The organism is Pseudoduganella namucuonensis (genome assembly GCF_900116645.1).
Classification (GTDB): Bacteria; Pseudomonadota; Gammaproteobacteria; order Burkholderiales; family Burkholderiaceae_D; genus Rugamonas; species Rugamonas namucuonensis.
Genome location: NZ_FPBO01000020.1, coordinates 54,063 through 79,081 on the forward strand (window position 1 = coordinate 54,063; position 25,019 = coordinate 79,081).

Genomic DNA, 25,019 nt, shown 5'->3' on the forward strand with positions numbered 1-25,019 from the left:
ACCAGGAGAAATACCAATGCGTACCGTTAAAAGCGTAGCCTTCCTCATCAGCACCGCGGCCCTGCTGTCCGCTTGCTCGACCCCAGTGAAAATCGCCGAGCCGGCCAAAGTGGAAGAAAAGCCAGTGACCCCGGCTGCGCCAGTGGCCGACAGCCGCGCCGTGGCCCCAGTGCAGACCCAGTCGATCGATCCGCTGGACGATCCTAAAGGCGTGCTGGCAGCCCGTTCCGTGTACTTCGACTTCGACAGCTACGTCGTGCGCGAAGACGGCAAGCCAGTGGTGCAAAACCACTCGGCCTACCTGGCCAAGAACAGCAAGCGCAGCATCCTGATCCAAGGCAACACCGACGAACGCGGCGGCGCCGAGTACAACCTGGCCCTGGGCCAGAAGCGCGCCGAAGCCGTGCGCAAGTCGATGGCCGCCCTGGGCGTGCCTGAGAGCCAGATCGAAGCCGTATCGCTGGGCAAAGAGAAGCCAAAAGCCGAAGGTCACGACGAAGCAGCATGGGCGCAAAACCGCCGTGCAGACATCGTCTACAAGTAATCCACAGCACGCAGCATGGCAACACACGGGGCGGCGCGCAGTTTATACTGCGCCCTGCCCCGTTTCCATTTGAAAGCGCTCAATGACGACATTCACCAAATCCGGCCTGGCCGCCGCAATGCTGGCCGTGTTCGCATACCTGCCCCTGCATGCCAACGCCGCCCTGTTTGACGACGACGAGGCCCGCAAGGCGATCCTGGACCTGCGCGCCAAGGTCGAAGCCATGCGCAACGAGCTGGGCGGCCGGATCGACACCAAGGCCGACAAGAGCAGCACGCTGGACCTGGTCAACCAGCACGAAGGCACGATGGCCGAGATCGCCAAGCTGCGCGGCCAGATCGAGGTGCTGGCCAACGAGATCGCCAACACGCAAAAACGCCAGAAGGACTTCTACCTGGACCTGGACGCCCGCATCCGCAAGCTCGAGCCGCGCCAGGTCAACATCGACGGCAAGGAGGCCGCCGTCGACCCGGCCGAACAGAAAGCCTACGACGCCGCCCTGCTGCTGTTCAAGGCGGGCGACTACAAGAACGCCGGCCTCGCGCTGGGCGACTTCGTGCGCATGTATCCGGAGTCCGGCTACGCGGCCAACGCGCAGTACTGGCTGGGCAACTCGCACTACGCGCTGAAGGACTGCAAGGCTGCCATCCTGGCACAGCAGGTGGTGGTGAAGGCCTACCCCGACAGCCCGCGCGCCGCCGACGCCCTGCTCAACATCGCCAGCTGCCAGACCGAGCTGAAAGCCCTGCCCAACGCCAAGAAGACACTGAACGAGCTGATCTCCAAGTATCCGGATTCGGAGGCTGCCGCGACGGCGAAAGAGCGGCTGAAGGCCAAGTAATAATCGGAGCCCGGCGCGTGCTCCTGCCTGTGGCGGTGCACGTCCTCTGGGGCGAGTCATGCCCGTGCCGCCAGCGTCTCATCCTCGTGCCGCCAGCGTCTCATCCCCGCGCCGCCAGCGTGTCATCCCCGCGCAGGCGGGGATCCAAGTTCAGCACTCCACGAACGTTAGTGCTGTAGAGCATTTGACAGCTTAGCCGAAGGCCCCTATAATCTTGCTTCTTTCGGGGGTCGTTAGCTCAGCTGGTAGAGCAGCGGACTTTTAATCCGTTGGTCGCAGGTTCGAATCCCGCACGGCCTACCACTCGAAAGAAGCCAAGGTTTACACCTTTGGGTCGTTAGCTCAGCTGGTAGAGCAGCGGACTTTTAATCCGTTGGTCGCAGGTTCGAATCCCGCACGGCCTACCAAGAATTGTCAAGGAAGCCCACGAATTTCGGTTCGTGGGCTTTTTTGTTTCTGGTCCATTTCTGGTCCTTGCCTCGCCGCCCCTCTCCTTGGGACCGGTGCACATTGTTCTCCGGTGGATAAAGGGAGGGAAATTGAAACCACAAAGCGAGGGGGCAAAGCGACAGTTGTATGCCCGTCTGGGCGATATTGGTTGCCACTCATCCTGCGGAGGGCTCTAAATAGGACATTGTGGCGAGGCTGGCTAGCACAGGCACCAACGCGTACCACTTGGTGGCAGCGTCCCCCATCAAAAGCCAGAGCGACGGACAACGCGTCAGTAGCAATTCAGTGCATGAAACTCAGTCTGCCCAACGGATGACGTGTCTATAAGGGGCACTGACCTGACCAGCTTCAAGGGAAAAGCGTTCAACTATAATTTGACCATTGTCCGACGCATGAATTTTTGATTCTTCTTTACCACAGGTGCAAATTTATTTGATCAAAGTGACAATTGGTTAGAAATTCAGAGCTGCCCCTATCGCACAATCTGCTTAAGTAAACATTGATTTTGCGCAAGGAGTTGCTCATGCACAAGCCTTCAAAGAAGAGTTTTTGCCTCAGCGCCCTATTCAGCACCTGCGCCAGCGCAGGCGCTGAACCGATGAGTTTTACAGTTGAAGTGGAACCATCGACCAGCGCCTATCTGTCAAAGAGCGATGGTAAGTTCCTTCAAGCTCTCGGCAAGCTATCTCTAAAGCACACATTTACGCACACACCATCCGCCCCATCAGCCTTTGCTGAAATCATCCCGGGACTCAGTTCCGAGACCGAAAAACGACTGAAATTATCGGCGATCGCAAAAATGGGGGGCGGCGCGAATGGATGTTTGGCGGCAGGCACGAAAGCCGTAGCAGCTACCGCGACATCAAAATTCCTCATTAAATTCGGCGCAGACACCTTGCCGGGAAAGTACCGCGTCGCCATCAACTCTAAACTGGCTGGCGATGGGGCTGCCGACATGATTTTTCTGCGCGACTCAGAAAACCGCACTGTCGTCCCGGACGAAAACGGTGTAATCGAGTTCGAAGCAAAACGGAACAGCGCTGCAACGGTTACCGCAGATGTGCGCACAACAGCGGGGCTTAGCGATAACGGGTGTGTCAACCAAAGCAAGGGCGCACTGGACATAACGCTATCAGTTACTCGTGCCCCTATGATGGGTGGGGCAGTCGTTCCCTTCATGCTTCATAGCCCAATCACACAAGATTTCGGCGCTGTAGGCGTTATTGCAAAGAAAAATGCGGAAAATAAATACGAGACTCATTGCACCGGCACGTTGATTGCCAGCAAATCAGTCCTCACTGCAGCACACTGCGTTGCTGGAGACTACGAAAACGAATTTAACGCAGGAAGATACTACTTCGTGCTCGGCTACGATACCGTCGCCGCCATCTCTCCAATACCGATCAGCGGAGTTACCTATCCAACAGGAGAGGCCCCCTGGAAATTTACATACGCCAAGACATCCATCGACGGGAATGACACTACCAAAAACGATGTCGCGCTCATCTACCTTAAGACTGCGCAAACCGAACGCCCCCTATCCTTGTATGAAGGCGACCCATCCTTAAAGAATATTTACAACACCAAAGAAGAATTGCTTTTTGTGGGATTCGGGTACAACAACATCGATAGCAATGGCAAGCCCAATTACAAAGAGACAGACAAAAAGCGCAGTGCAAAATTGCCCATCAGCTCCATGGATGATTTTATCTTCAGCTATCAAGCAAATGCCAAAGGCCAACTAACTTGCCGCTATGACTCAGGCGGTCCCGCCATGCGGCTGACACCGACAAAGGGATGGCAAATTATTGGCGTCACCGCCTTCGGTTCAAAGTTTTGCGACGTGAGCGGAAGCAGTATGCGGGTCGATACCTATGCCGGATGGATACGAAGCAAAATCAAAAACTAGCGCTTCAGGATTCAGTAGTCTTTTCCAATGTAGCATTCAACAGCAACTCAAAAAAGGGCTCTCATGGACTACTATCGTTTTCTGCCAATAACCACTCTCAGTCTTGCGCTGCTGGCCCCGACATGTGCCGATGCCGCCAACAAGAGCAACAGTGATATAGCTAAATTAGCCAAGGCAGCCGAGGATGCGGCGCAAGCTGCCGCAGCAGCAGCCAAGGCAGCGGCCGTCGCAGCGGAGGCTGCCAACAAGGCCGTTACAGCTCTTCAGGCAGCCTCCGCTCCAAAAAAAGAAGAGTCTAAGCCTTTGACTCCCGAACAACTCAAAGAAAAGGCGAAGGCTGAAACAATTGCGGAAAATCAAGGCAAGAATTTTTTCACACCATCAGCGCAAGACTCTCCTGAGAAAAACCCTTCCGCCAGTTGGATATATATATCCTCACTGCCATTGGACCCTGACCACAGTAAATTTATGCAAGACCCGCCTCTCCGCTTTTATCACAGGGATCAATTCACGCCGATCCCAGCATTTGAAAAGCCCACCTTTAAAAATCAATCTATCGGGTTCACAAAGTCTGGTCGCCCTCCCGAAATGAAATTGTTCGAACCAGGGAGGGAGATATGGGAAAAAGGGCATGAGATAAGAATCGGCTACATTGTACCAGGCGATTGCAAGGACATTCCTGAGTTTGTGGCGTTCAACGAAGAACAACGGTCGACGCTGCTTCAGAATCAGGCCAAACAGTTGGCAAGCTCACTTATCAAGGCAGATAAGTCAACAACCAATACGGACGAGGACCGGTACTGCATATACGGCGACGGTTACACGCTGCAGGAAAAGCGCGCCAATTTGAAGCTCGATGTGAAGGGTACCGGCGCTGATGAACGCAAAACCAAATCTGCGACCATAATCACCGGACCGGAAGAACACTGGTACCTGTCCACCGAAGCCCGCCTCAATTCGCTGAAAGAACTGACTTACGACAAGGCCACAAAGAGCATCACGGAAAAGAAGAAATCGGGAAATATGTACCTGGGGCTGAATTATATGGTCGGCGATATTCTGACCGATCACGGCCTAACTTCCCTGAAAAATTTCGGGGTGAAGCTCATGGTCAATGCACATGACAAGCCACTCGACTCCATCGGCCTAGGCGTGTCCTATCAACTCAAGTCCAATGTATTGGGCACCAACCTGCCGGTCTCCTATGCGGTTTTTGGCGGCTACTTCCGCCAAAAGGGCCAGAACGGTGCGGCCAGCAGCGGCGCGTGGGCGTGGGGTCTCAGCTACAACTTCGTCAGCGGGGAAAACCCCAAGGAAACGGAAGCCAAAGACTCTGCGGCAAAAAAATAAACAAAAGAGGGAAGTCTTTTATGATGCATGTTCACAGACACATGACGACCTTGGCCTGGGCAGCGTCGCTGGCACTTTCTCCTGCAGTGTTTGCCCAAGAGTTGGCCAATGGTGGGGATAGCCGCTATTTGTCTCGCCTTGTGCCTTTCGAATCAAGCCATGCGATTGTTCAGCGCGCCCAAAATGACGAGACTGCGCTGAACGCCCGCTACTCGTTCCGCTATAGCATCATCTCGGATGAATCTCATCACATGCCCTGCCGGGCTGCTACGCCGGACGCAACTGATGAGAGAGATTGCAGCGAATGGTTTCTTGCCTATAACGGAGAGTTTGATTTCTATGCAGGGACCCGCCCGTCTGGGCCGGTGATTAACCGAACCAGCAATCCCTCTGGACATTTTCGTTGGCGCGACAAAGAGGGATCCTACGTAGATGTCGGCATCCAGCATCGCTCGAACGGTCAAGTCCAGGACCCCAGCGATCCGCTGGTTCAGGAACGGGCCGCGCATGCCTATGCCATTGGCGATCATGCTTACTTTGACGGCATGAGCCGTAGCTCAAACTACGTGTCGCTGGAGGGTGGCAAAAGGTGGCGTGAGAACTATCAACTCACGGCCAGCGGCAAGCTTTATTTTGCTCAGGATGGCGACGTCAGCTGGGGACCGCTGGCCAACTCCCGGTCCAAACTCTCCGACTATGACCGCCTGCAATTCCGGGCGCGCGCCAAGTTCTGGCGTGCGGATGCCGGAATCGAATGGACTGTCGGCGACAAAGGTTTGCATACCGACTCCTGGAATGCAGACATATCCATTGTCTATGGCGGCCTCCCCTTTTACCTTCGCTACCATCACGGTCCCATGCGTACCTTGTCCAACTACACCGTGCCGCAGAGCACAATTGGATTTGGCCTGATATTCCTGCCCGACCCCTGGGCGCGTGCAAACAGGGATACCGATACCAAAGCCCGCAAACAGGACAGCAAGAATGTCCAATGAGCCAACAAGCTCCCCCAAAGCCGCCCACGGCGGCTAAGGCATAGCTACCACGCAAATGCGCGTGCCAGATGCGCTGCATGCAATGCTCTTACTTGACAGGCTTTTTCTTAGCACCATGGGCGGCTTCGTAAATAGTCTTGACGTCCTTGTGCGTCTGGTCGATAGTTGTCCTCGTGCTTGACGAAGAACGCCTTGTCTTACGCACCGACCACCGGCTTGACGGCGGTGGCTTCGGCCATGCCGTATTTTTCGAAGATCAGTTTACTTGCCTGGGTCGGTGTACATCGTTCTCTGGGGGATATAAGGGGCGGAGTTGAAACCAACTGCCCTCCGCCCTCGACTCCGCTCGCTATGGCACCGTCTAGGCCGATGCAGCTTGAACCGCATGCTGAGGTGAATCGCCAGCGACACTTGAAGAAGATTGACTGTTTAGTACCCGAAGACATAGACTGCGCTAGTATCGCGACGACTGTAGTCGCTCAGTGAACGCAGCCAAACTAGGGAGCTTCATGCAAGGTAATCTGTTAGACCTCATTCGCGGCTATTCAATGCCGTACGTTAAACGCCTCACAGGCTCGCCATCAGATGCTCGCGAATATGCGGCACTCGTAGATTTTCAGATAAAAGTTGCCCTTACTCTGCTTGCAGCTTATAGCGGTCGGACAGCCGCCCCAATTAAGCTCGGTGACACGCCGGGAGTTGGGCAAATGCTAAGCGGAATTAAACTTGCCAAGAAATGGACCGCTAGCCTAGACCCTGTTATCGTTGGGTGGCGCGAGTTCGCAGAGAGACTTCTTAATGAATTTTCCAGGAACATCCATGATGGCAAAGGCTTTAAGGCCATCCGCGATGAACTTTCGCATGGCACGCCAATTCCCGTCGAAGATGCTTCTGCCGCCGCTATCTGCACAGCCTTGCGCGAATTTTCTGAGATAGTCGGTCAACACATTGAAACTCAGGTCAGCAAATTCTGCTATGCGGCGACCCCTACGTCGATTCGGCTCTCATGTGGAGCGGACAATCAAGAAGTTGCCCCGTTGTGGGACTTCAACGCAGCGCAAGGTGTAATTGGGATCTACTCAACCTTTGACACCGATGGCGTGTATTACCTATGCCCGTCCATTGGCGCCTATCGCAATCAGAGACCTGAGAATACGGCAGCGTTTCGTACGACATTTCTTAGCAAAGATCCCACAGAAAAGCATTTCGGCCAGTTCGTATTTGAAATTACACGAGATATTGCGGGTTTCTGTGAAGATCATTCTCCGCCGCCTTATGACTTCGGTGAAGGCGAGCACGCTGGTGTTATTTTTGTAACTTGGACCCAGGCGAGCAGCCAGGGCAATACTCACAGGACGGATATGTTCCGTCGCGGGCAAGATAATCGATACGAATGGTTTGACGTCAGCGCTAACACTTGGATTGGATTTTCCAGTTTCCTCCGAAAAATTGCGAATTGGACTCTACTGGCGCGACGCGTCCGCATAGAGCTTGACGAACAAGAGCGGCGCAAACAAGTGGCTGAGATGGGAACATCACAGCCGACAGGCGGCATGAAAATCACGGCGGTGCTAGTCGAAGAGGCCGAGACTCCTGATGATTCGTCGCCTGTTCAGGTGACTCCAATTAACCTTCAAGCGCGCGCCGACAATTCTTGCCAGCCCTCAAAGAATTTCACAACCGTATATTTTGTTGTCGGCGACGCAGGCATGGGTAAGACTGATTATCTACTGACGCTCGCCCGTGCTCGTGCCCATGCAGTCGAAACAAATCCGACAGTCGAATCACCGCTCTATTTGTTCGTTAGCTCTACAGGACGCGCTCTTTCCAACCTAGACGATGCGATTAACACTTCACTCAGCATTACACACATACTAAACAACCATAGCGCGAAGGTCCTATGCCGAAACGGTTTGCTTGTGCTTATCGTCGATGGTTTCGATGAACTTCTGGGCAGCAGTGGCTATGATAATCCGCTCGGCTCTCTAGAAGGATGGTTCAAGGATTTGCGCGGCCGAGGAGTTATGATCGCCTCTGCCCGCTCTTCTTACTATATGACCCGGTATCGTCGCTCTCTTAGCGAGACAACGGACCTGAATGTGGAACATACGGTTGCGGATATTCAGCCATGGACACCAGAAGATACAACAGCATTCCTGCATAGCTATGGCGTTCCTGCAACGGCCCTGACCGACCTCAGTGCACGTGACTGGCGGTTGCTGACTATCCCCTTCTTTGCCAAAGCATTTGCGACCTGGTCTACGACGTCTCGATCCAATGGTGAGGAACCGACTGGAGTCTTCCAGATCGTTGTTGAACAATACCTCTCGCGTGAATCAACGAAAATTGCGGACCAAAATAACGCGCCTATTCTCTCTAAGTTAGAGCTTCAAACTCTGTTCAGTGAGTTCGCTGAGATGATGCACATTGAAGGCAAGAGAGAGCTTGAGCAATCAGATCTGGAACTTTGTGCTAGTGCGGCGCTAGGGTTCAATGACATCGATAAAGAAAGACCCGGATTGCGACGTCGTCTAACCTCGCTGTGCGGCCTATCAGTCGGAGAAATGGTTGCTGGGGACAGCAAATTTGGATTCTCTCACGAAGTAATCTTCGATTGTTTTCTGTCTCTAAGCTTGCAACGGCGTTGTGCGGCAGGAGTCGAAATGACTTACGTCAACAACGTTTTCAGCAAGGCGGCGATTAATACAGCTGTCATTGAGTGGTTTGTCGCAGCCAACGTAAACGTGGCGCAAAGCGTCCTGGACATCCTCCGTCCCGCTGGCGGCACGTCTTCGATCTGGAAGAAAAACGTTGGAGCTCTCTGGACCGCGCTTCTAAATCACAGCGGGGGCATGCCCCCCACTCTGGCAGCGTCAGAGCTTGAATTCCAAACCGTTGAATTGAGTATGGGCCGAGGGAAGCAACTCACAATGCGCGGTGCCAAAATCGATCAACTTAAAATCTCGCGGGATGCCCCCATCATTGATATCAAAGAAACATCCATCAAATACCTAACTGTGGATGAAGCCTCAACGCTTAGCCTGCTTCGTGGTGTCGCGCCTGAAATGATCCAAAAAATGCAAGCTCCGGGGAGTTATTGTGACACGACCGCGAGCGTCCGCACCGTCTTGGAAGAGGCTGGAGTTATTGCAAAACAAGCATCTGCTGCGACCCTGGAATGGCTAGATACGGCTAACTACTTTATTGAATCGCTGGTAAGCCGCCCGGATGCACCCATAGTAGTAATGCATGACAACCTAGAACCGGACTCGGAACGGTTAGGCTGGGCAACGAGGCTCGGATTGGCGAAATGGACACAATTTCTTAATCGACTCACCCAATGCAAACTGGCATCGTGGGAACCACTTGTTGCCAAAAAGCAACCAAAGAAGCGACTGGTATTCCATGTGTCTCCTGCTGAAATTTCGCGGCGAAATAGCAGCATTCCTGGGATAGCCGATTTTTGGAACTCCTAACTTGCTGGGGATATCAATCATTAGCTGCAGCCAACAGCTCTTAGCGTGCTGAAGCAAGGAGTCTACGCTCTGCTGACCAGTCAAGAATCCGGTCAATGTACGGTTCTACGGCCCGCTCTGGTCCTGTTCTGGTCCTCGCAAGGAGCCAATTGACTCGGCGCGCTATTAGCTATGTTTGCAGGTGGATGGGCGTTTATACATGCTGAGCGTCAAAGGTAACTACTGCGCCCCACCGGACTTTTAATCCGTTGGTCGCAGATTCGAATCCCGCACGGCCCGCCACGAATTGTCGAGGAAGTCCACGAATTTCGGCTCGTGGGCTTTTTTGTTTCTGGCCCATTTCCGGCCCGTCCCTCCATCCCCACCGTTGTTATTATTGGACGGAACTGGGCGCCAAGCATGTCGGCATGGCCAGAATCACGTCCCGGCCTTGATACCCAGCTTGCATCGCTAGCGCACGATGCTCACCACCGAGTTTTCCGTCAACACATACAGCGCGCCCCGCTCATCGATGGTCATGCCACCCAACAGCCCCAGGCTGCCCGGCATCGGCGATGGAATCAAACCAAACTGGTCGTTGCGGCCGGCGACGATTTGCGCTTGTCCCGATGGGCCGATCATTTGCACCTGCGTCGGCGGCAAATTGGCATTGGCCAGGAACAGATTTCCCTGCGCATCCACCGCCATCCAGCCATAGTATTTCTGGTCCACCGCCATGGTCGACACGCTGCCGGTGGACGAAAACTTCAGCACGGCATTGTTATTGGTCGACGCAAACAGATTGCCCTGGCGGTCAGCCACCAGACTCCATGGCTGGCGCGTGCCGTCATCCTTGGGCGCGACATACATCGTCGTCACCACGCCCCCCGGCGTCACCTTGCGGATGCGGTTTTCAAACCCGTCCGGGAAGCCGTTCGGGTCGCTGTGCTGCGCATAGCAATCCAGCAGGTACAGGTTGCCGCCGCCATCGCGCGTCACGCCGCAGACCGTGTCAAACCCGGCTTGCACGCCCGTGCCATCGGTTTTGCCCGCCACGCTGGACGAACCGGCCAGCACGCGCATGCCGCCGTTTTCATCGACCACATACACCACCCGGCCCGCCACGCCAATCAGACTGCCTTGGTGGGCCATGCCGCCGGCGAAATACCGCATGGTGTTCTGGCTCGCATCCTTCTGGGGCAGTTTCAGCGTCGTGACCATACCGGCACGGGTGACTTTGCGCACCTTGTCGCCCTGCACCAGGTACAGGCTATCCTTGCCGTCGTAGGTCAGGTCTTGCGCGTCCCGCTGGAAACGCGCTGCCGCGCCCGCGCCATCCACCAGGCCAGGCGAGGGCGTCTTGCCCGCCACCGTGCTGACCATACCGGCGGGCGTGACTTTGCGCACGACACTGTTGGCCTGGTCGGTGACATACACATTGCCGCTGCCATCGGCGGCAAGGCGGGCATCGCACGCATCCGAATCCGCGAGGCCAAAGCTGGCGACGCCGCCGGCGCCGTCGACCGCGCCGCGGCGGGTATTGGCCCCTGCCAGCAGCGACACCACGCCGGCCGTATCTTCCTTGTACAACGCGCATTGCGTGAAGCCATACAGGTTACCGCCACGGTCCGCCGCCACGGCGCTGATGGCCTTCAGCTTGGTATCGACCCGTACGCCTGCCGGCGTCACTTTGCGTACAAAGGCATCCGGGTCCGCCACCGCAATCACGAGGTTGCCGGCGCCATCGAACGCCAGCCCGCTGACACTGCGGACCACGCCCATCGGCTTGCCATACAGTTCGCCATACTGGTCGAACAAGGCATTGCTGGCCGCCACATGGGTGCGCACTTCCCCGGCCGGGGTCACGGTGCGGATGCGATTCAAGTCAGCGACATAGACCAGCCCCGCGCCATCAACCGCCAGTGCGGTCGGCATGACAAAGCGGGCCTGGGCGCCAGTGCCATCGCCACTGCCACTCCACCCTTCCGTACTCTCACTCCCCGCCACCAGCGTTTCCACGCCGTCGGCCCCGATGCGCACGATACGGTTGCCGGCTATGCCATACAAGTTGCCCGACGCATCGGCCGCCAGCGCGCGGTGGGCTTCACTCCCAGTTCCCCGCCAGCGCGTGCTCACCACCATGGTCCCATCCGCACCGGGCGCAATGCGGCGCACGGTGGCGCCCCAGTTGCCGGTGACTGCCGAGGCGCTGGCGTAGAGCACGCCATCCGGACCGATGGCCAGCGCCAGCGGATCAAACAGGCGGCCCGTCACGCCATCGGCATTGCCGGAACCGCCAGGCATCCCCGCCAGCACAGTCATCCCCTTGGGCGGACCCGGATCCGGCACGGGTGCGGGGCCACCGCCTCCGCCGCCACAGGCCGACAACATCAACCCCATTACCACCGCAACCGATACAAGACGCAACCGCATAATTTCACTCGGGAGTTACCAATTTAATAATTATACATTTCTGAATATACGCCGGCATAGTCGTATCGCCATACCGTAAGTATTGCGCGTGGATGGCACCTACCCTGAACTGACGTCGTATCCGCGCGTCGTCATCAATGTGCAGGGCGGCGAAAAACATGGACTGGCCGAGGCGCCTGTGGCAGCTCAAATCGCCCGCCGACATGGCGTCAGGAGCGCTGAATGATAGTCCCGCCATTCCCTTCCCATTCCGCCAAAGGCTGCCGCATCAAATGCCGCAGGCCTTCCACATCCTGGGTCTCCACCGCCGTCACCCCATACCACCCGTTGCGCCCGCTGTTCTTCACCAAATACAAGGCGGCATCGGCAAGCTCTCCCACGGCCTGCCAGTCCAGCAGGCGCGGGAATTTGCAGGCGAGCGGGAAACAGGCATAACCGATCGAACAGGTTTTCGGCAACGCGCCGCCATCCGGCAGCGTGAACGGCTCGTCGGCGATCGCCGCGCGCGTGCGTTCGGCCAATTCCGCCGCGCGTTCACGCCGCGTGCCGCGCGCGACCACCAGGAATTCCTCGCCGCCCCAACGAATCACATAATCGCTCTCGCGGAAGATGGCCTGCAGCCGGTACCGCATCTGGCACAACACCGCGTCGCCCGCCGCATGCCCATGCTGGTCATTCACGTGCTTGAAATGATCGATATCGATCAGGAAGAAAATCAGGTCGGCATCGTCGGCGGGCGCCCCTGCGCGGCGCAGGCGGTCTTCATGGCGGCGCACGCACAGCGCGACGTCCGCATCGATGTGTTCGGAAAGAAAGCGCCGGTTGTGCAAACCGGTCAGCGGGTCGGTCAGGCTGGCCAATTCCAGCGCCTGCGACTTCACCGCCAGCGCGGCCGAGACCTCCTGCAACTCCGCGGTCCGCTCGGCGACGCGCAACTCCAGTTCCTCCTTCCTGCGGCGCAGGCGCAGCGTACGCCACTGCACCACGCCCATCACGGCAGTGCCGGCCAGCGCCAGCATGCCCAGCCTGGCCCACCATGTTTCCCACCAGGCCGGCAAACTGGTCACCGCGAGCGACGCCACCGCATCGCTCCACGCGCCATCGCGGTTACTGCCCTGCACCTGCAAGACGTATTCGCCGGGCGGCAAATTGTCGTAGCTGGCCACGCGCAGGTTCGCGCCCGTCTCGCGCCAGCCGGAATCATACCCCTGCAGCCGGTAGCGATAGCGGTTGCGTTCGGGGAAACTGTAGTCGAGCGCGGAAAACTCGGCGCGGAACGAGCGCCGCGGCGGAGCGATGGTAATCTTGCCGGCTGCCGGGAGGTCCACCGGCCGCGCGCCAACCGACAGGGCGGTCAGCACCACCGGCGGGCGATACAACCAGGCCGCGTATTTGTCCGGCTCCACCTGCAGCAGGCCGGCCGTGCCACCGAACAGCATGCGACCGTCGCGCAATTGCGTATAGGAGCGGAACCAGCCAGTCCCGATATCGACGCCGTCGGCAACGCTCAGTTCATCATAACGCCGCGCGGCCGGGTCGTGCACGCCCCGGTGGGTCCATATCCTTCCGGCCTGATCGCGCAGCAAATTGGCGCCAATGGCATGCCCGCCCGGCCCTGTCCTGCCGAAGGCCAGCGTGTAGCGCGCCTGGTCGCCATCGATCCGGTCGATTCGATAGCGGCCGCCATCGGAGTCGATCCAGAGCCCGGCGGCATCGGCCAGCATGCCTTTCACGGCGTGGTGGCCGTCGGCCGGCGTGGGCGCCGCCTCCAGTTTGTGCGCCGTGCCGGTGGCGGTGTCGATCCGGAAAATGCCCGCGACATTGCCGGCCCAGACACGTCCCGCGGGATCCTGCGCCAGGGCGTCGACATTGCCGCGCATCGGGCCACCCCGCGCCAGCATCACCGGCGCGAGCGTGGCCGCGCCCGGGTCCCTGCGCAGCAATCCATTGCCGGTACCGATCCATACCACGCCATCGCGGTCGGCCAGCATGCGCCGGATCTTGCCGCCGACGTCGTAACGGCGAACGAAGCGCCTGCCCTCGTCGAATTCATACAGGCCGTTGTCGGCGCCGATCCAGGCATGGCCGTCGGGCCCCTGCGCCATGGCGGCCACCATCCCGGCGGGCGCACCGCCGCCGCCGGACTGGCCGGGCAGCGCGATGTCGCCCGCGCGCCGCAAGCCCTGGTCGAGCACGGATATGCCACGCAAGGCGCGCCCCAGCCAGATTTCGCCATTGCGCATTTCCAGGATGCTGCGGATGCCAATGCCATCCCATGGATCGTCCAGCGCCGGCCTATGGACGAAAATGCCCGGCAGCGGCGGCACATAGCGCTGCACACCACCGCCATACATGCCGACAAACAGCACGCCCGAACGGTCGCGCACGATGCCCTGCACATCCGGCGACGCCAGCGAGCCGGTCCGTCCGGCGACGTGCCGTATCCATTGCCGCGCCGCGCCGCTGTCGGCGGCCCGGATTTCTATACCGTTGGACCGCCCTATCCACATCTGGTTGCCATCGGCTTCCTCGATGGCGCTGACCGGGCCGCTCGACACGGCCTCGCCGTCGACCAGCCACGTGGCCTGCCCGGAAGCCGGGTCCACAATCAACAGGCCGCCACTCTGTGTGCCGACCCACAGGCGGCCCCGCCGGTCTTCCCGCAGCCTGGATACCCCTTGACGGGCCAGCCTTGCCGCGTCCCGGGGATCGCTCAGCACGGGCGCGTAGCGGTCGGCCGCGCGCGGCTTGCGCACCAATCCGTTCGCGCCGCCCACCCACAGGTCGCCGCGGCTGTCGAGTAGCAAGGCCGCAATATCGTCGTCCGGCAGGCCGTCATGCGCGGCGCGGAAATGCGCAAACCTGCCCGTGGCCGGATCGAAGTGATCCAGTCCGGCACCCTGCGTGCCGATCCAGAAGCCGTCGGCGCCATCGGACACGATGGCGCGCACCGAACCGTCGGCCAGCGAATGCGGGTTCTTCGGATCGTGACGGTAAAACACGGAGCGCCCGGTGCGCGGGTCCAGCGCCACCAGCCCGACGGACACCAGGCCCAGCCAAAGCCGTCCATCGCGCCCGGCCGCGATCGTCGTGACCGAACTGATCACCTCGGCATCGCCGGCATGCGCCTTCAGTGGAAACCTGACGAAGTGATAGCCATCATAGCGCGCGACGCCGGTTGCCCCGCCCGCCCAGATATAACCCTGGGCATCCTGCGCCACCGCGGAGACCACCCCATCCATAATGCTGTTGTTGGTGAGCGTCTGAACGAATTGGGGTTCGGCAAGATGCTGAGCGCCGGCGCATGCCAGCGATGCCTGAAAAAACGCGGAGAACAGCAGTGGCCGGAGCCAACGATCGGCCCAGCCTCGGGTTCCAGTAATGGGCTGCGGTTTTTCAGTCTTCAATTTTCCTCCGCATGGAAGCTATACGCCAGCCATGCACGCGGCGCTGCTTATCTCATCTGAAACATTGTATCAGGCGCCGTTCCCCGCTTACCAGAACGCCAGGGCCTTTTAATCGCGTGTAGCACCGCTAGCGTTCGCCGCCCCGCCATTTCCCGACCGGAACCGGTATTCGATCCAGCCGAGGTGTATTCCCGCCCACGACATCCCAAGCGCCAGCGAGATGGCCAGCATCCGATACCAGCCGGCGGGATGGGATGGCAGGCCGGCGTTAAGCCAGTCGGTAACGCAGATGGAAAACAGCACGACAGCGAAGTAGCCAATTCCTTCAATGAGCAAGAATTGCCACGGTCCCCGGTTACGCACGCCGCCGAATTCGCGCAGCCTGCGCTCCTGGTCGAACGCCGAAAAGAACTTTTTGCTAGTCATGCATACTTTCTACGCAACGGACACCTCATTCCTCTTTTGACAACAAAAGACCGCGATTTGTTGTGTTTTCTCAACAAACGTATGATTTTATCCACTCACAACCGTGCCTTCACCCCCCTGCCCGCACCGGCGCTTCATAGCGAGGCGATGGCCAGCTATGCAATAAATACACAATTATAACTGATATCGATATCAGTTATCGATAACAACAATAACTGCTGCTCTGTTAGCATCAGTGCGCTGTCAGAACACTCACAAAATCAACGCCGCCCTTCATGGAGACCTCCGAATGACGCAGCCAAACAATCACGTCGATACTTCCCTCGCCTTCCCCACCAGCGCAGACAACGCAGAGCTGGCGCAGCACCTGTCGCGCCGCAGTTTCCTGTACAGCCTGGGCGCACTGGCGCTGACCGCCTGCGGCGGCGGCGCGGGCGAGCTGCTGTCCTCCTCAGCCACTTCGGCGCCGCGCACGGCCGGCGCGCCCACGCCGTTCGTCCATCCCGGCCTGCTGCACACCGCGGCCGACTTCACGCGGATGGCGGCGAAGTACACCACCAGCCCGTGGTCCGGCAGCTGGAACCTGTTGACCAGCAATTGGCACGCGCAAACCACCTATAACCCGTCGCCGCAAGCGGTGGTGTACCGTGGCGACGATGGCGTCCATGCGCAGAATTACAGCAAAATGTACAACGATGTGGCGGCGGCCTATGACTGCGCACTGCGCTGGAAAATCTCAGGCGACACGGCCTACGCCGACAAGGCCGTACAGATCATGAATGGCTGGTCGGCCGTCCTGACCGCCATCGGCGGCGATACCAACGCGCTGCTGGCGGCCGGCATCTATGGCTATGAATTCGCCAACGCGGGCGAAATCATGCGCAGCTACAGCGGCTGGGCGGCGGCCGACCAGACCAGATTCAAGAACATGATGACCGGCATTTTCTATCCGATCTGCACAGACTTCCTGGTCCGTCACAACAATACCGAGTGGACCCATTACTGGGCCAACTGGGACCTGTGCGCGATCGCCTGCATCATGGCCATCGGCGTGCTGTGCGACGACGGCGCCAAGTTCGACGAAGCCGTCAATTACTTCAAGAGCGGCGGCGGCAATGGCCGCCTGTTCAAATCGGTGTATTACCTGCACCCGGGCTACCTCGGCCAGTGGCAAGAGTCGGGACGCGACCAGGGCCACGCCACGCTCGGCATCGCGCTGGGCGGCGCCATCTGCGAAATGGCGTGGAACCAGGGCGTGGACCTGTACGGCTATGACAACAACCGCTTCCTGGCCGGCGCCGAATACGTCGCCAAGTCCAACCTGATCCAGTCCGGCACCACGTACTACACCGTGCCGTTCGTGCCGTACAACAACGTCGACAACGTCAACCATACCGTCTTTTCGACGACAGGGATAGGCAACCTGCGCCCCTGCTGGGCGCTGGTGTACAACCATTATGTCAACCGCCGGGGACTGGCGGCGCCGTATTCGAAACAGTTTACGCTGCAAATGCAGCCCGAGGGCGGCAGCGGCTATTACGACCCGAACAGCGGCGGCTACGACCAACTGGGCTATGGCACGCTGACCTGCGGACGCGACCCGATCGCCACCGGCGCCGTGCCCAGCGGCCTGACCGGCTATGTCAGCGGCGGCCCGGTGGTGCTGTCGTGGTGGGGCAGCGCCTACGCCACCAGCTACAACGTCAAGCGCGCCACGGTATCGGGCGGCCCGTACACGACCATCCAGACCGGCATTACCGACCTGCTGACCTATACCGACACCACCGCGCCGACCGGCACCTGCTATTACGTGGTGACGGCCATTACGCCGTCGGGCGAAACCGCGCCGTCGAACCAGGCCGCCGTCATCACCGGCACGCCGCTGCACACCTATCTCACCTTCGACGCCAGCAGCGGCACCACCGCCGCCGATTCCACGGGGCTGGGCCACACCGGCACCCTGGTGGGCGGCGCCAGCTGGGTCGCGGGCAAGAAAAACAACGCGGTGTCGCTGAACGGCAGCACCGGCTATGTCAGCCTGCCGGCCAATCCCTTGCTCGACGTCGGCGACTTCACCATTGCCACCTGGGTCTACTGGAACGCGTCGAGCAACTGGCAACGCATATTCGACTTCGGCGACGGCACCGGCCAGTACATGTACCTGTCGCCGCGTACCGGCTCCGGCGTGGCGCGCTTCGCCATCACCGTCAACGGCGGCAAGGGCGAACTGGGCATCAACCACACGGCGGCGCTGGCCCTCGGACAATGGGTGCACGTGGCCGTCACGCTGTCCGGCAAGACCGGCACCCTGTACATCAATGGCGTGAGTGTCGGCAGCAATGCCAATATGTTCCACGCGCCGTTCCGGTTGGGCAACACCAGCCAGAACTGGCTGGGCCGCTCGCAGTTTTCCGCCGATCCTTACTTCAACGGGAAACTCGACGACTTCCGTATCTACCGGGGGGCGCTGAGCGCAGCTGCCATCACCACGCTGTATAACAGCTGACAATGCGCAGCTGATCCACATCCGAGCAATTGGCCGGCGTGCTGCTCGAACACGCCGGCCGCACCCCGTTGCGCAAGGTGAGGGGAGTTCCAAGTGCGGCCGGGATTTAGAAAGCCACCCTCAAGCCCACGCTCACCCTGCGTCCCACATCCTCCAAGGTCAGGAACTGGCTCTCGTTCTTGGCATATTCATGCATTCTCGAATTGCTCAAGTTGATCGCGTCCGCGTAGATGGCCAGCGTAGGCGTCAGGTTGTAGCGCAGGCTGGCGTCGGTCTGTCCGTAGGCGGCGCGGTTGCGGGGCTGGGTGCTGCCGCCGCCGCAGTCGACCGAGAAGCGGTTGCGCCAGTTGTAGCTCACCCGGGCCTGGAATTGGCCATTCTCGTAAAAGACCGAGCCGTTGTACGATTGCGGCGACAAGCCCGGATATCCGCATGCCGGCACCCCGCCCGCGCGGTTCGCGCTCGCGTCCACATAGGTGTAATTGGCGGCCACGCCAAAGCCCTGCAGCAAGGGAATCGCGTTGTCGAAGGCGTATTGGGCGGCGATTTCCACGCCCTTGATCTTCCCTTTTTGACCATTGCGCACGCGGGTGTCGTGAACGATCTCGTCGAATTGCGGGATCTTCATGTCCACCAGCTGCGTTTCAAGGAAGTTGGACACGTTCTTCAGGAAGAAGGCGGTGCTGACATAATTAGTCTTGGACAGATACCATTCGTACGAGACGTCGAAGTTCTTCGACTCCATCGGCTTCAGGTAGGGATTGCCGCCACCGGTCTGCACGTCGCCGAATCGGCCGCCGTACCAGTTGTCCACGCCCATTTGGCTCAGCGTGGGACGCGTCTCGGTTTTGGAGGCCGCGAAGCGCAAAATCATCTCGTCCGTCAGGTCGAATTTCAAATTGGCGGACGGCAGCACGCTGTTATAGCTGTTGCTTACCGTGGTCACGGTGGTCGGGCCCCAGTTTTGAATGAACGTCGTGTCGTTCGGGCTCTTCACCGCCGACAGCAGGCTGCGGCTGATGCCGGTGGAAGTGGAATCCACCCGCACCATGCGCACGCCCGCGTTCGCGGACCATCCCGCGCCTTCCCATTTGCTGTCCAGGAAGATGCTCGACACTTTCTCTTTCACGCCCCACATCGACGGCTTGGTGTAATCGATGGCCATGGGGCCGTTCGGGAACCTGGTCAGGTCCGAATAGGTCGCAGGATCATTCGATTGGCTCAGCAAGGAGGGCTGATTCAGGTAGTTCATGTAGGCGACCGGATCAAAGCTGAGATAGGCCGGTGGCACTTTTGCGCCGCCCATGAAACTGTCCATCGGCGTGACCGTGAACAGCGATGACGGCAAGGCGACGTGGTAGCCGCTGTAGGCGTTCCAGGCGTCGTTGCCCCACCGCGTCCGTTCAACGTTGCGCTGCGAGTAGGCCACGCCGGAATCGATGCCCTTGAAATAACCCATCTCGTGATTCCACGACAAATGCAAACGTCCCTCCTGCAGCTCGTCGAGATTTCGGACGTCGCCGCTGGAGATCGCGTGGGCGCGCACCGCGTTGGGATCGGCGATGCCGTCGCCGAAAGTCAGGCTGGGCGTGCCGTCAAAGGTCAGCACGTCGCCGTTCTTCGGCACCATGCCGGCGACCACCCACATGTCGGGCGACTTGGACGTGGAGCGCGAGCTGGATATATCGCCTTCCAGTTTCCAATCCTGCGCCAGCTTCCATTTCGAGTTCAGGCCGAAGGCCTGCGTGACCGACAGCCGGTCGCCGCCCTTGACGATCATGTCGTTCGAATTGGCCTCGCCCAGCAGTTTGCCGGCGCCCGCGATCGCGGGGTTGTTCGCGTAGAAGATCGAGCCGGGACGCAGGAAACTGGTGATCTGGTCCTGGGCGTTGTATTTCACGCCCAGCTGGACAGGGTTGTTCCAGTCGCTGAAGGCGATCACCGCGTTGCGCTGGTCGAGGCGCGAATACAAGGCGTCGGCGGTCATTTTCCAGTCGGGCGACGGATTGTATTGGACCGTGACGTTGCCGACCAGCCGCTTGCGTCGTTCATTTTCCTGCTGATAACCGAAGCTCTGCGGGATATACAGTTTTTTCGTCGTCACATTGGCCATCGTTAACCCCTTGGAGTTAAGATCGCCGTCGATCATGGACACGTCCCGGTAATTCCACGCATCCGTGATGGCTTTGTTTTGCTTGGAGGCGCGGTCGGTGTACGAGGCCGACGCGGTCACGCCAAAGGTCCGTTCCTGGTTGGCGAAGGAATACATGCCGCTGGCGCTGGGCGTATTCTTTTTGGAATTGGAATCGTACGAGTCCGAGACGTTGAAGACCGAGGAATGTCCCACTTTTCCGGACAATGGCCGCGCGGTCTGGATGTCCACGGTCGATCCAATGCCGCCTTCCGGCAGGAAGGGCTGGGAGGTCTTGTAGACCAGGGCTTTCGAAATCAGGTCGGAGGACAGCAGGTCGAAGGAAAACTCCCGGCCGCCGGTGTCGCTGGTCAGGGTGCGGCCGTTGACCAGGACATTGTTGAACTCGGGCCCCAAGCCGCGGACGGAAATATAGCGCCCTTCGCCGTTGTTGCGCTGGATTTGCACGCCCGTGACACGCTGCAGGGATTCGGCGACATTTGTGTCCGGAAACTTACCGGCGTCCTCGGCCGACACCGCGTCCACCACGCCGTCCTGGATGCGCTTGGTCGTCAGGGAGGAGCTGAGCGATGCGCGGATACCGCTGACGACCACTTTCGCGGATGGATCGACGGTGACCGGATCATCGGCGGCTTGCGCGGAGGCGCAAAGCGACATCATTATTTCGGCGATAAGGGCCGCCATGATGGTTTTACGTATGGTGGTGTGGTGCGTTGTCATTGAGCCTCCAGTGTCCTCGTTATAAAAATTATGTGCCTACGAGGTGGATATTACGCCCATGACAACTATGCCAATCTATTACTTATTTACAAAAAGACATTCCAAAAACATATATGTCGCACGTTACCATAGACAATTTCCGGCTTGAAATCCCGCTTTCGCGCGCTGAAGCAGGCGCACGGACGTCCCTGCACGCGATTCGGGAATGGATGATAATCATCATCCATTCATCATGACGAGCCATCCCATGACCGCCCTGACCGACTTCCCCATCACCGCCAAGTGGCCTGCCCGGCACCCCGAGCGCCTGCAGCTCTATTCGCTGCCCACGCCGAACGGCGTCAAGGTCTCCATCATGCTGGAGGAGACCGGTTTGCCCTACGAGCCGCACCTGGTCAGTTTCGATACCAACGACCAGCTGTCGCCGGCCTTCCTGTCGCTGAACCCGAACAACAAGATCCCCGCCATCGTCGATCCCGACGGTCCCGGCGGCGAACCGCTGGGCCTGTTTGAGTCCGGCGCCATCCTGCTGTACCTGGCTGAGAAGACCGGGCAGCTGATCCCCCAGGACGCGGCGGGACGCTACGAAACGATCCAGTGGCTGATGTTCCAGATGGGCGGCGTCGGGCCGATGTTCGGCCAGGTCGGCTTCTTCCACAAGTTCGCCGGCAAGGAATACGAGGACAAGCGTCCGCGCGACCGCTACATCGAGGAATCGAAGCGCCTGCTGAACGTGATCGAGCAGCGCCTGGAGGGCCGCGACTGGATCATGGGCGACCAGTACACGATCGCCGACATCGCCGTCTTCCCCTGGGTGCGCAACCTGATCGGTTTCTACGGCGCGGGCGAGCTGGTGGAAATCCAGCGCTTCCCGAACGTGCGGCGGGTGCTGGAGGCGTTCATCGCCCGCCCGGCGGTGGCGCGCGGCCTGGCCATCCCGGCGCGCGGCTGAGGCGCCCTTCCCCGCCTAGCGTTTCTTCAATATCGATCCCAGCACGCCCCGGATGATCTCGCGGCCGACCTGGGAGCCGATGCTGCGGGCCGCCGATTTCACCATGGCCTGCACCGCCGTGTCGCGCTTGCCGGTCTTGCCGAACAGGCCGCCCAGCACGTCGCCGAAGATCGAACCGTCCCCGCCGCCGGCGTCGTCGTCCTGCCGCGGCGCGGGCGCGTGGCGGCCGGCCGGCGTGACGGGGCTGTCCTCGACCGGACGCGAAGTCGCCACCACCCGGCTGTTCAGCTTTTCGTAGGCCGACTCGCGGTCCACCGCCTTTTCGTAGATGCCGGCCACGACCGAGCCGGCGATGGCGGCCTGGCGCTCGCCGGCGTCGATGGGGCCGAGCTGGCTGCCCGGCGGCAGGATGAAGGCGCGCTGCACCACCCGCGGCGTGCCCTTCTCGTCCAGGAAGGACACCAGCGCCTCGCCCACGCCCAGCTCCGTGATCACCTGCGCCACGTCGAGCGCGGGATTGGGGCGGAAGGTCTCGGCGGCGGCCTTCACCGCCTTCTGGTCGCGCGGCGTATAGGCGCGCAGCGCGTGCTGCACGCGGTTGCCGAGCTGGCCCAGCACCGAGTCCGGGATGTCGAGCGGGTTCTGCGTTACGAAGAACACGCCCACGCCCTTGGAGCGGATCAGCCGCACCACCTGTTCGATCTTTTGCAGCAGCGCCTTCGGCGCCTCGTCGAACAGCAGGTGCGCCTCGTCGAAGAAGAACACCAGCTTGGGCTTGTCCACGTCGCCCACCTCGGGCAGGTTTTCGAACAGCTCGGACAGCAACCACAGCAGGAACACCGCGTACAGGCGCGGCGAGTTCATCAGCTTGTCGGCGCTGAGGATGTTGACCACGCCCTGGCCGCGCGCGTCCGTTTGCAGCAGGTCGTCGATGTTCAGCATGGGCTCGCCGAAGAAGCTGTCGCCGCCCTGCTCCTCGATGGCGATCAGGCCGCGCTGGATGGCGCCGATGCTGGCGGCGCTGATGTTGCCGTAGCTGGTCTTGTAGTCGGCGGCGTTGTCGCCCACGTGCTGCAGCATGGCGCGCAAGTCCTTGGTGTCGAGCAGCAGCATGCCGTTGTCGTCGGCGATGCGGAACACCAGTTGCAGCACGCCCTCCTGCGTGTCGTTCAGGTTCAGCATGCGCGCCAGCAGCAGCGGGCCGAGGTCGGACACGGTGGCGCGCACCGGGTGTCCCTGCTGGCCGAACACGTCCCAGAAAGTGACCGGGCAGCCGGCCCACTGCGGCGCCTCCAGCTTGAGCGACTCCAGCCGCTTGCCCATCTTTTCGCTCAGCGCGCCGGCCTTGGCGATGCCGGACAGGTCGCCCTTGACGTCGGCCATGAACACCGGCACGCCGATCCCGGACAGCGATTGCGCGATCCGTTGCAGCGTGACCGTCTTGCCGGTGCCGGTGGCGCCCGTGATGCAGCCATGGCGATTCACCAGGTTGGACAGCATGTCCAGCGTGAGCTGGTCGTTCTTGGCGATGGGAAGGGAGCTCGGCATGATCATTCACTCGGAGAAATGATGAAGAATCGATCATACCCCAGTTGCGGCGGCGGGTTTTATGGAGTTCCGCTGTTACCTGTCCACCACAAATCGCCAACCGCACTTGTCTACATGCTATGATTCCAGAAGCAAATAATTGCCGATGAATAAGGTTTGGAAATAGGAAATGAGCGAACAGAGATGCTCCTGCTGCGCGCGCCCGTTGCGGCGCAAGCTGGTGCTGGGAACGGCCGCGGCCTTGGGTGGCGGTCTGGCCGCCGGTCTCGCGCGGGCCCAAAATGACCTGTTGAGTCCATTCGCACCCGTCAAACCGAAACCGTCCGCGGCGGGTTCGCCCATCGCCGCCAGCCCCGCCGGCCAAGCCCCGGCCGGATCGAGCGCGCCGCCGTCCCGCGGCGGCGTCTCCTTTCCCATCTCCGAACCACGCAACATGGCCGAGCAGACCGTGTCCGCCATCGCCAGCCTGTGCCGCAGGGCCACGGAATTGGCCGCCCAGCTGGACAAGCTCAAGGCGGAAATCGCGGCGCTGCGCGGCAAGCGCGCCGAGCTGATCGCCTTCATGGAAGCGGAAATGGAGGACTACCGCAACGGCCTGTTCTGCAGCGGCTGCAACCGCACCAAGCGCGACATCCTGTCCAAGGGCGACACCTTCCCCCATCCGGGCCAGAAGATCATCGCCCCCACGCCGGAACAGATCGCCCGCAAGGAGGCCGAGCTGCAGCGCCCCATCGACCAGGCGACGGCGGACTTGAACAAGCACGGCAAGGATGTGGACGCGATCGACGCTATCAAGCGCGACGCCCAGGACCAGGTCGGCTACGGCGTGCTGCTGTGGGAGGCCAGCGTGGGCTACGAGCGCGTGCTGATCCTGCGCGACACCAAGAAGCGGCTGGACAAGCTGCTAGCCGAGCAGCAGCAGATCCAGAAGACGCTGGACGAGCTGCGCAGCAAGGAATTCGCCACCAAACAGGCCGGCGAGCTGCGCCTGCTGGAGGAGGAGCGCCGCATGTGGCTGGACGTGCAGCGCAAGCGCGCCCAGGCGATGCAGCAGGAGCGCGCCAATCTGCAGCAGGAATCGGCCGCCGCGGACCGCGTGCGGGTGGACGAGCAGATGCGCCTGGTGGAGGTGGTGGGCAACAGCAAGGTCGGCCTCTACGTCGCCCCCAACCTGAGCGGCCGCAGCCCGACGCTGGACGCGCAATCGCTGGGCGTGCGCTTCCGCCTGGGCAAGCTGCTGGCGCGCAGCGAGGTCCGCACCGGCGTCGTGCATGACATTCTTCCCTCGGTGGAGCGCTTCGTGCTCACCTACAAGCAAAACGGCATCTAGC

General features: G+C 60.1%; 14 protein-coding genes and 2 tRNA genes. 11 read left to right on the top strand and 5 right to left on the bottom strand.

All coding sequences use genetic code 11. From position 1 onward, the window contains the following. Window positions 1–16 precede the first annotated feature (16 nt). The 8 genes from pal (at window position 17) to BM436_RS20345 (ending at window position 9,565) form a co-directional block, all read left to right on the top strand. Window positions 17–544 (top strand): peptidoglycan-associated lipoprotein Pal, encoded by a 528-nt coding sequence (gene pal / locus BM436_RS20310; protein ID WP_093557355.1) that lies wholly within the window; start codon window positions 17–19, stop codon window positions 542–544. A gap of 82 nt (window positions 545–626) precedes the next feature. Then, a complete protein-coding gene (gene ybgF / locus BM436_RS20315) occupies window positions 627–1,385 on the top strand; it encodes a tol-pal system protein YbgF (RefSeq protein WP_093557356.1) in 759 nt (252 codons plus the stop codon). A 227-nt stretch (window positions 1,386–1,612) separates the two neighbouring features. After that, a tRNA-Lys gene (locus tag BM436_RS20320) sits at window positions 1,613–1,688 on the top strand. A 28-nt stretch (window positions 1,689–1,716) separates the two neighbouring features. After that, window positions 1,717–1,792: transfer RNA gene (locus BM436_RS20325), tRNA-Lys, on the top strand. Between the two features lie 566 nt (window positions 1,793–2,358). After that, window positions 2,359–3,744 carry a trypsin-like serine protease gene (locus tag BM436_RS20330; protein ID WP_093557357.1) on the top strand — a complete coding sequence of 462 codons (1,386 nt, stop codon included), beginning with the start codon at window positions 2,359–2,361 and terminating at the stop codon, window positions 3,742–3,744. A gap of 63 nt (window positions 3,745–3,807) precedes the next feature. Then, complete coding sequence (locus tag BM436_RS36320) at window positions 3,808–5,094, top strand: hypothetical protein (RefSeq protein ID WP_143133245.1); 1,287 nt, start codon at window positions 3,808–3,810, stop codon at window positions 5,092–5,094. Window positions 5,095–5,135: 41 nt separating this feature from the next. Next, the gene (locus BM436_RS36325) at window positions 5,136–6,089 is read left to right on the top strand and encodes a hypothetical protein (RefSeq protein ID WP_143133246.1); all 954 of its coding nucleotides are present in this window, start codon (window positions 5,136–5,138) and stop codon (window positions 6,087–6,089) included. Window positions 6,090–6,598: 509 nt separating this feature from the next. After that, window positions 6,599–9,565 carry an NACHT domain-containing protein gene (locus tag BM436_RS20345; protein ID WP_093557360.1) on the top strand — a complete coding sequence of 989 codons (2,967 nt, stop codon included), beginning with the start codon at window positions 6,599–6,601 and terminating at the stop codon, window positions 9,563–9,565. A gap of 450 nt (window positions 9,566–10,015) precedes the next feature. Here the strand turns inward: BM436_RS20345 and BM436_RS20350 are convergent, their stop codons facing one another. The 3 genes from BM436_RS20350 to BM436_RS20365 form a co-directional block, all read right to left on the bottom strand. Beyond that, entirely contained in the window at window positions 10,016–11,866 is a 1,851-nt protein-coding gene (locus tag BM436_RS20350) for an NHL repeat-containing protein (protein ID WP_143133247.1), read from the bottom strand. Window positions 11,867–12,186: 320 nt separating this feature from the next. Continuing rightward, complete coding sequence (locus BM436_RS20360) at window positions 12,187–15,384, bottom strand: ligand-binding sensor domain-containing diguanylate cyclase (RefSeq protein WP_143133248.1); 3,198 nt, start codon at window positions 15,382–15,384, stop codon at window positions 12,187–12,189. A 108-nt stretch (window positions 15,385–15,492) separates the two neighbouring features. Further along, the gene (locus BM436_RS20365; protein ID WP_093557364.1) at window positions 15,493–15,810 is read right to left on the bottom strand and encodes a hypothetical protein; all 318 of its coding nucleotides are present in this window, start codon (window positions 15,808–15,810) and stop codon (window positions 15,493–15,495) included. A 289-nt stretch (window positions 15,811–16,099) separates the two neighbouring features. Between BM436_RS20365 and BM436_RS20370 the strand changes: the two genes are divergently transcribed. After that, entirely contained in the window at window positions 16,100–18,316 is a 2,217-nt protein-coding gene (locus BM436_RS20370; protein WP_093557365.1) for a LamG-like jellyroll fold domain-containing protein, read from the top strand. Between the two features lie 106 nt (window positions 18,317–18,422). On the opposite strand, the gene BM436_RS20375 is transcribed toward BM436_RS20370, so the two are convergent. After that, window positions 18,423–21,188, bottom strand: coding sequence for a TonB-dependent receptor (locus BM436_RS20375; RefSeq protein WP_093557366.1), 2,766 nt, complete (start codon window positions 21,186–21,188; stop codon window positions 18,423–18,425). A 247-nt stretch (window positions 21,189–21,435) separates the two neighbouring features. Between BM436_RS20375 and BM436_RS20380 the strand changes: the two genes are divergently transcribed. Beyond that, the gene (locus BM436_RS20380; RefSeq protein WP_093557421.1) at window positions 21,436–22,140 is read left to right on the top strand and encodes a glutathione S-transferase N-terminal domain-containing protein; all 705 of its coding nucleotides are present in this window, start codon (window positions 21,436–21,438) and stop codon (window positions 22,138–22,140) included. A 15-nt stretch (window positions 22,141–22,155) separates the two neighbouring features. Here the strand turns inward: BM436_RS20380 and BM436_RS20385 are convergent, their stop codons facing one another. Next, the gene (locus BM436_RS20385; RefSeq protein ID WP_093557422.1) at window positions 22,156–23,688 is read right to left on the bottom strand and encodes a helicase HerA-like C-terminal domain-containing protein; all 1,533 of its coding nucleotides are present in this window, start codon (window positions 23,686–23,688) and stop codon (window positions 22,156–22,158) included. Window positions 23,689–23,857: 169 nt separating this feature from the next. On the opposite strand from BM436_RS20385, the gene BM436_RS20390 reads away from it, so the two are divergent. Continuing rightward, window positions 23,858–25,018 carry a hypothetical protein gene (locus BM436_RS20390; RefSeq protein WP_143133249.1) on the top strand — a complete coding sequence of 387 codons (1,161 nt, stop codon included), beginning with the start codon at window positions 23,858–23,860 and terminating at the stop codon, window positions 25,016–25,018. The last annotated feature ends 1 nt before the right edge of the window (window position 25,019 follow it).

Coding starts and splice junctions, on each gene's coding strand:
- BM436_RS20350 (WP_143133247.1), bottom strand. CDS start 11,866: ATGACTGTGCTGGCGGGGATGCCTGGCGGTTCCGGCAATGCCGATGGC.
- BM436_RS20385 (WP_093557422.1), bottom strand. CDS start 23,688: ATGCCGAGCTCCCTTCCCATCGCCAAGAACGACCAGCTCACGCTGGAC.
- BM436_RS20365 (WP_093557364.1), bottom strand. CDS start 15,810: ATGACTAGCAAAAAGTTCTTTTCGGCGTTCGACCAGGAGCGCAGGCTG.
- ybgF (WP_093557356.1), top strand. CDS start 627: ATGACGACATTCACCAAATCCGGCCTGGCCGCCGCAATGCTGGCCGTG.
- BM436_RS20375 (WP_093557366.1), bottom strand. CDS start 21,188: ATGACAACGCACCACACCACCATACGTAAAACCATCATGGCGGCCCTT.
- BM436_RS36325 (WP_143133246.1), top strand. CDS start 5,136: ATGACGACCTTGGCCTGGGCAGCGTCGCTGGCACTTTCTCCTGCAGTG.
- BM436_RS20370 (WP_093557365.1), top strand. CDS start 16,100: ATGACGCAGCCAAACAATCACGTCGATACTTCCCTCGCCTTCCCCACC.
- BM436_RS20330 (WP_093557357.1), top strand. CDS start 2,359: ATGCACAAGCCTTCAAAGAAGAGTTTTTGCCTCAGCGCCCTATTCAGC.
- BM436_RS20380 (WP_093557421.1), top strand. CDS start 21,436: ATGACCGCCCTGACCGACTTCCCCATCACCGCCAAGTGGCCTGCCCGG.
- pal (WP_093557355.1), top strand. CDS start 17: ATGCGTACCGTTAAAAGCGTAGCCTTCCTCATCAGCACCGCGGCCCTG.
- BM436_RS20345 (WP_093557360.1), top strand. CDS start 6,599: ATGCAAGGTAATCTGTTAGACCTCATTCGCGGCTATTCAATGCCGTAC.
- BM436_RS20390 (WP_143133249.1), top strand. CDS start 23,858: ATGAGCGAACAGAGATGCTCCTGCTGCGCGCGCCCGTTGCGGCGCAAG.
- BM436_RS36320 (WP_143133245.1), top strand. CDS start 3,808: ATGGACTACTATCGTTTTCTGCCAATAACCACTCTCAGTCTTGCGCTG.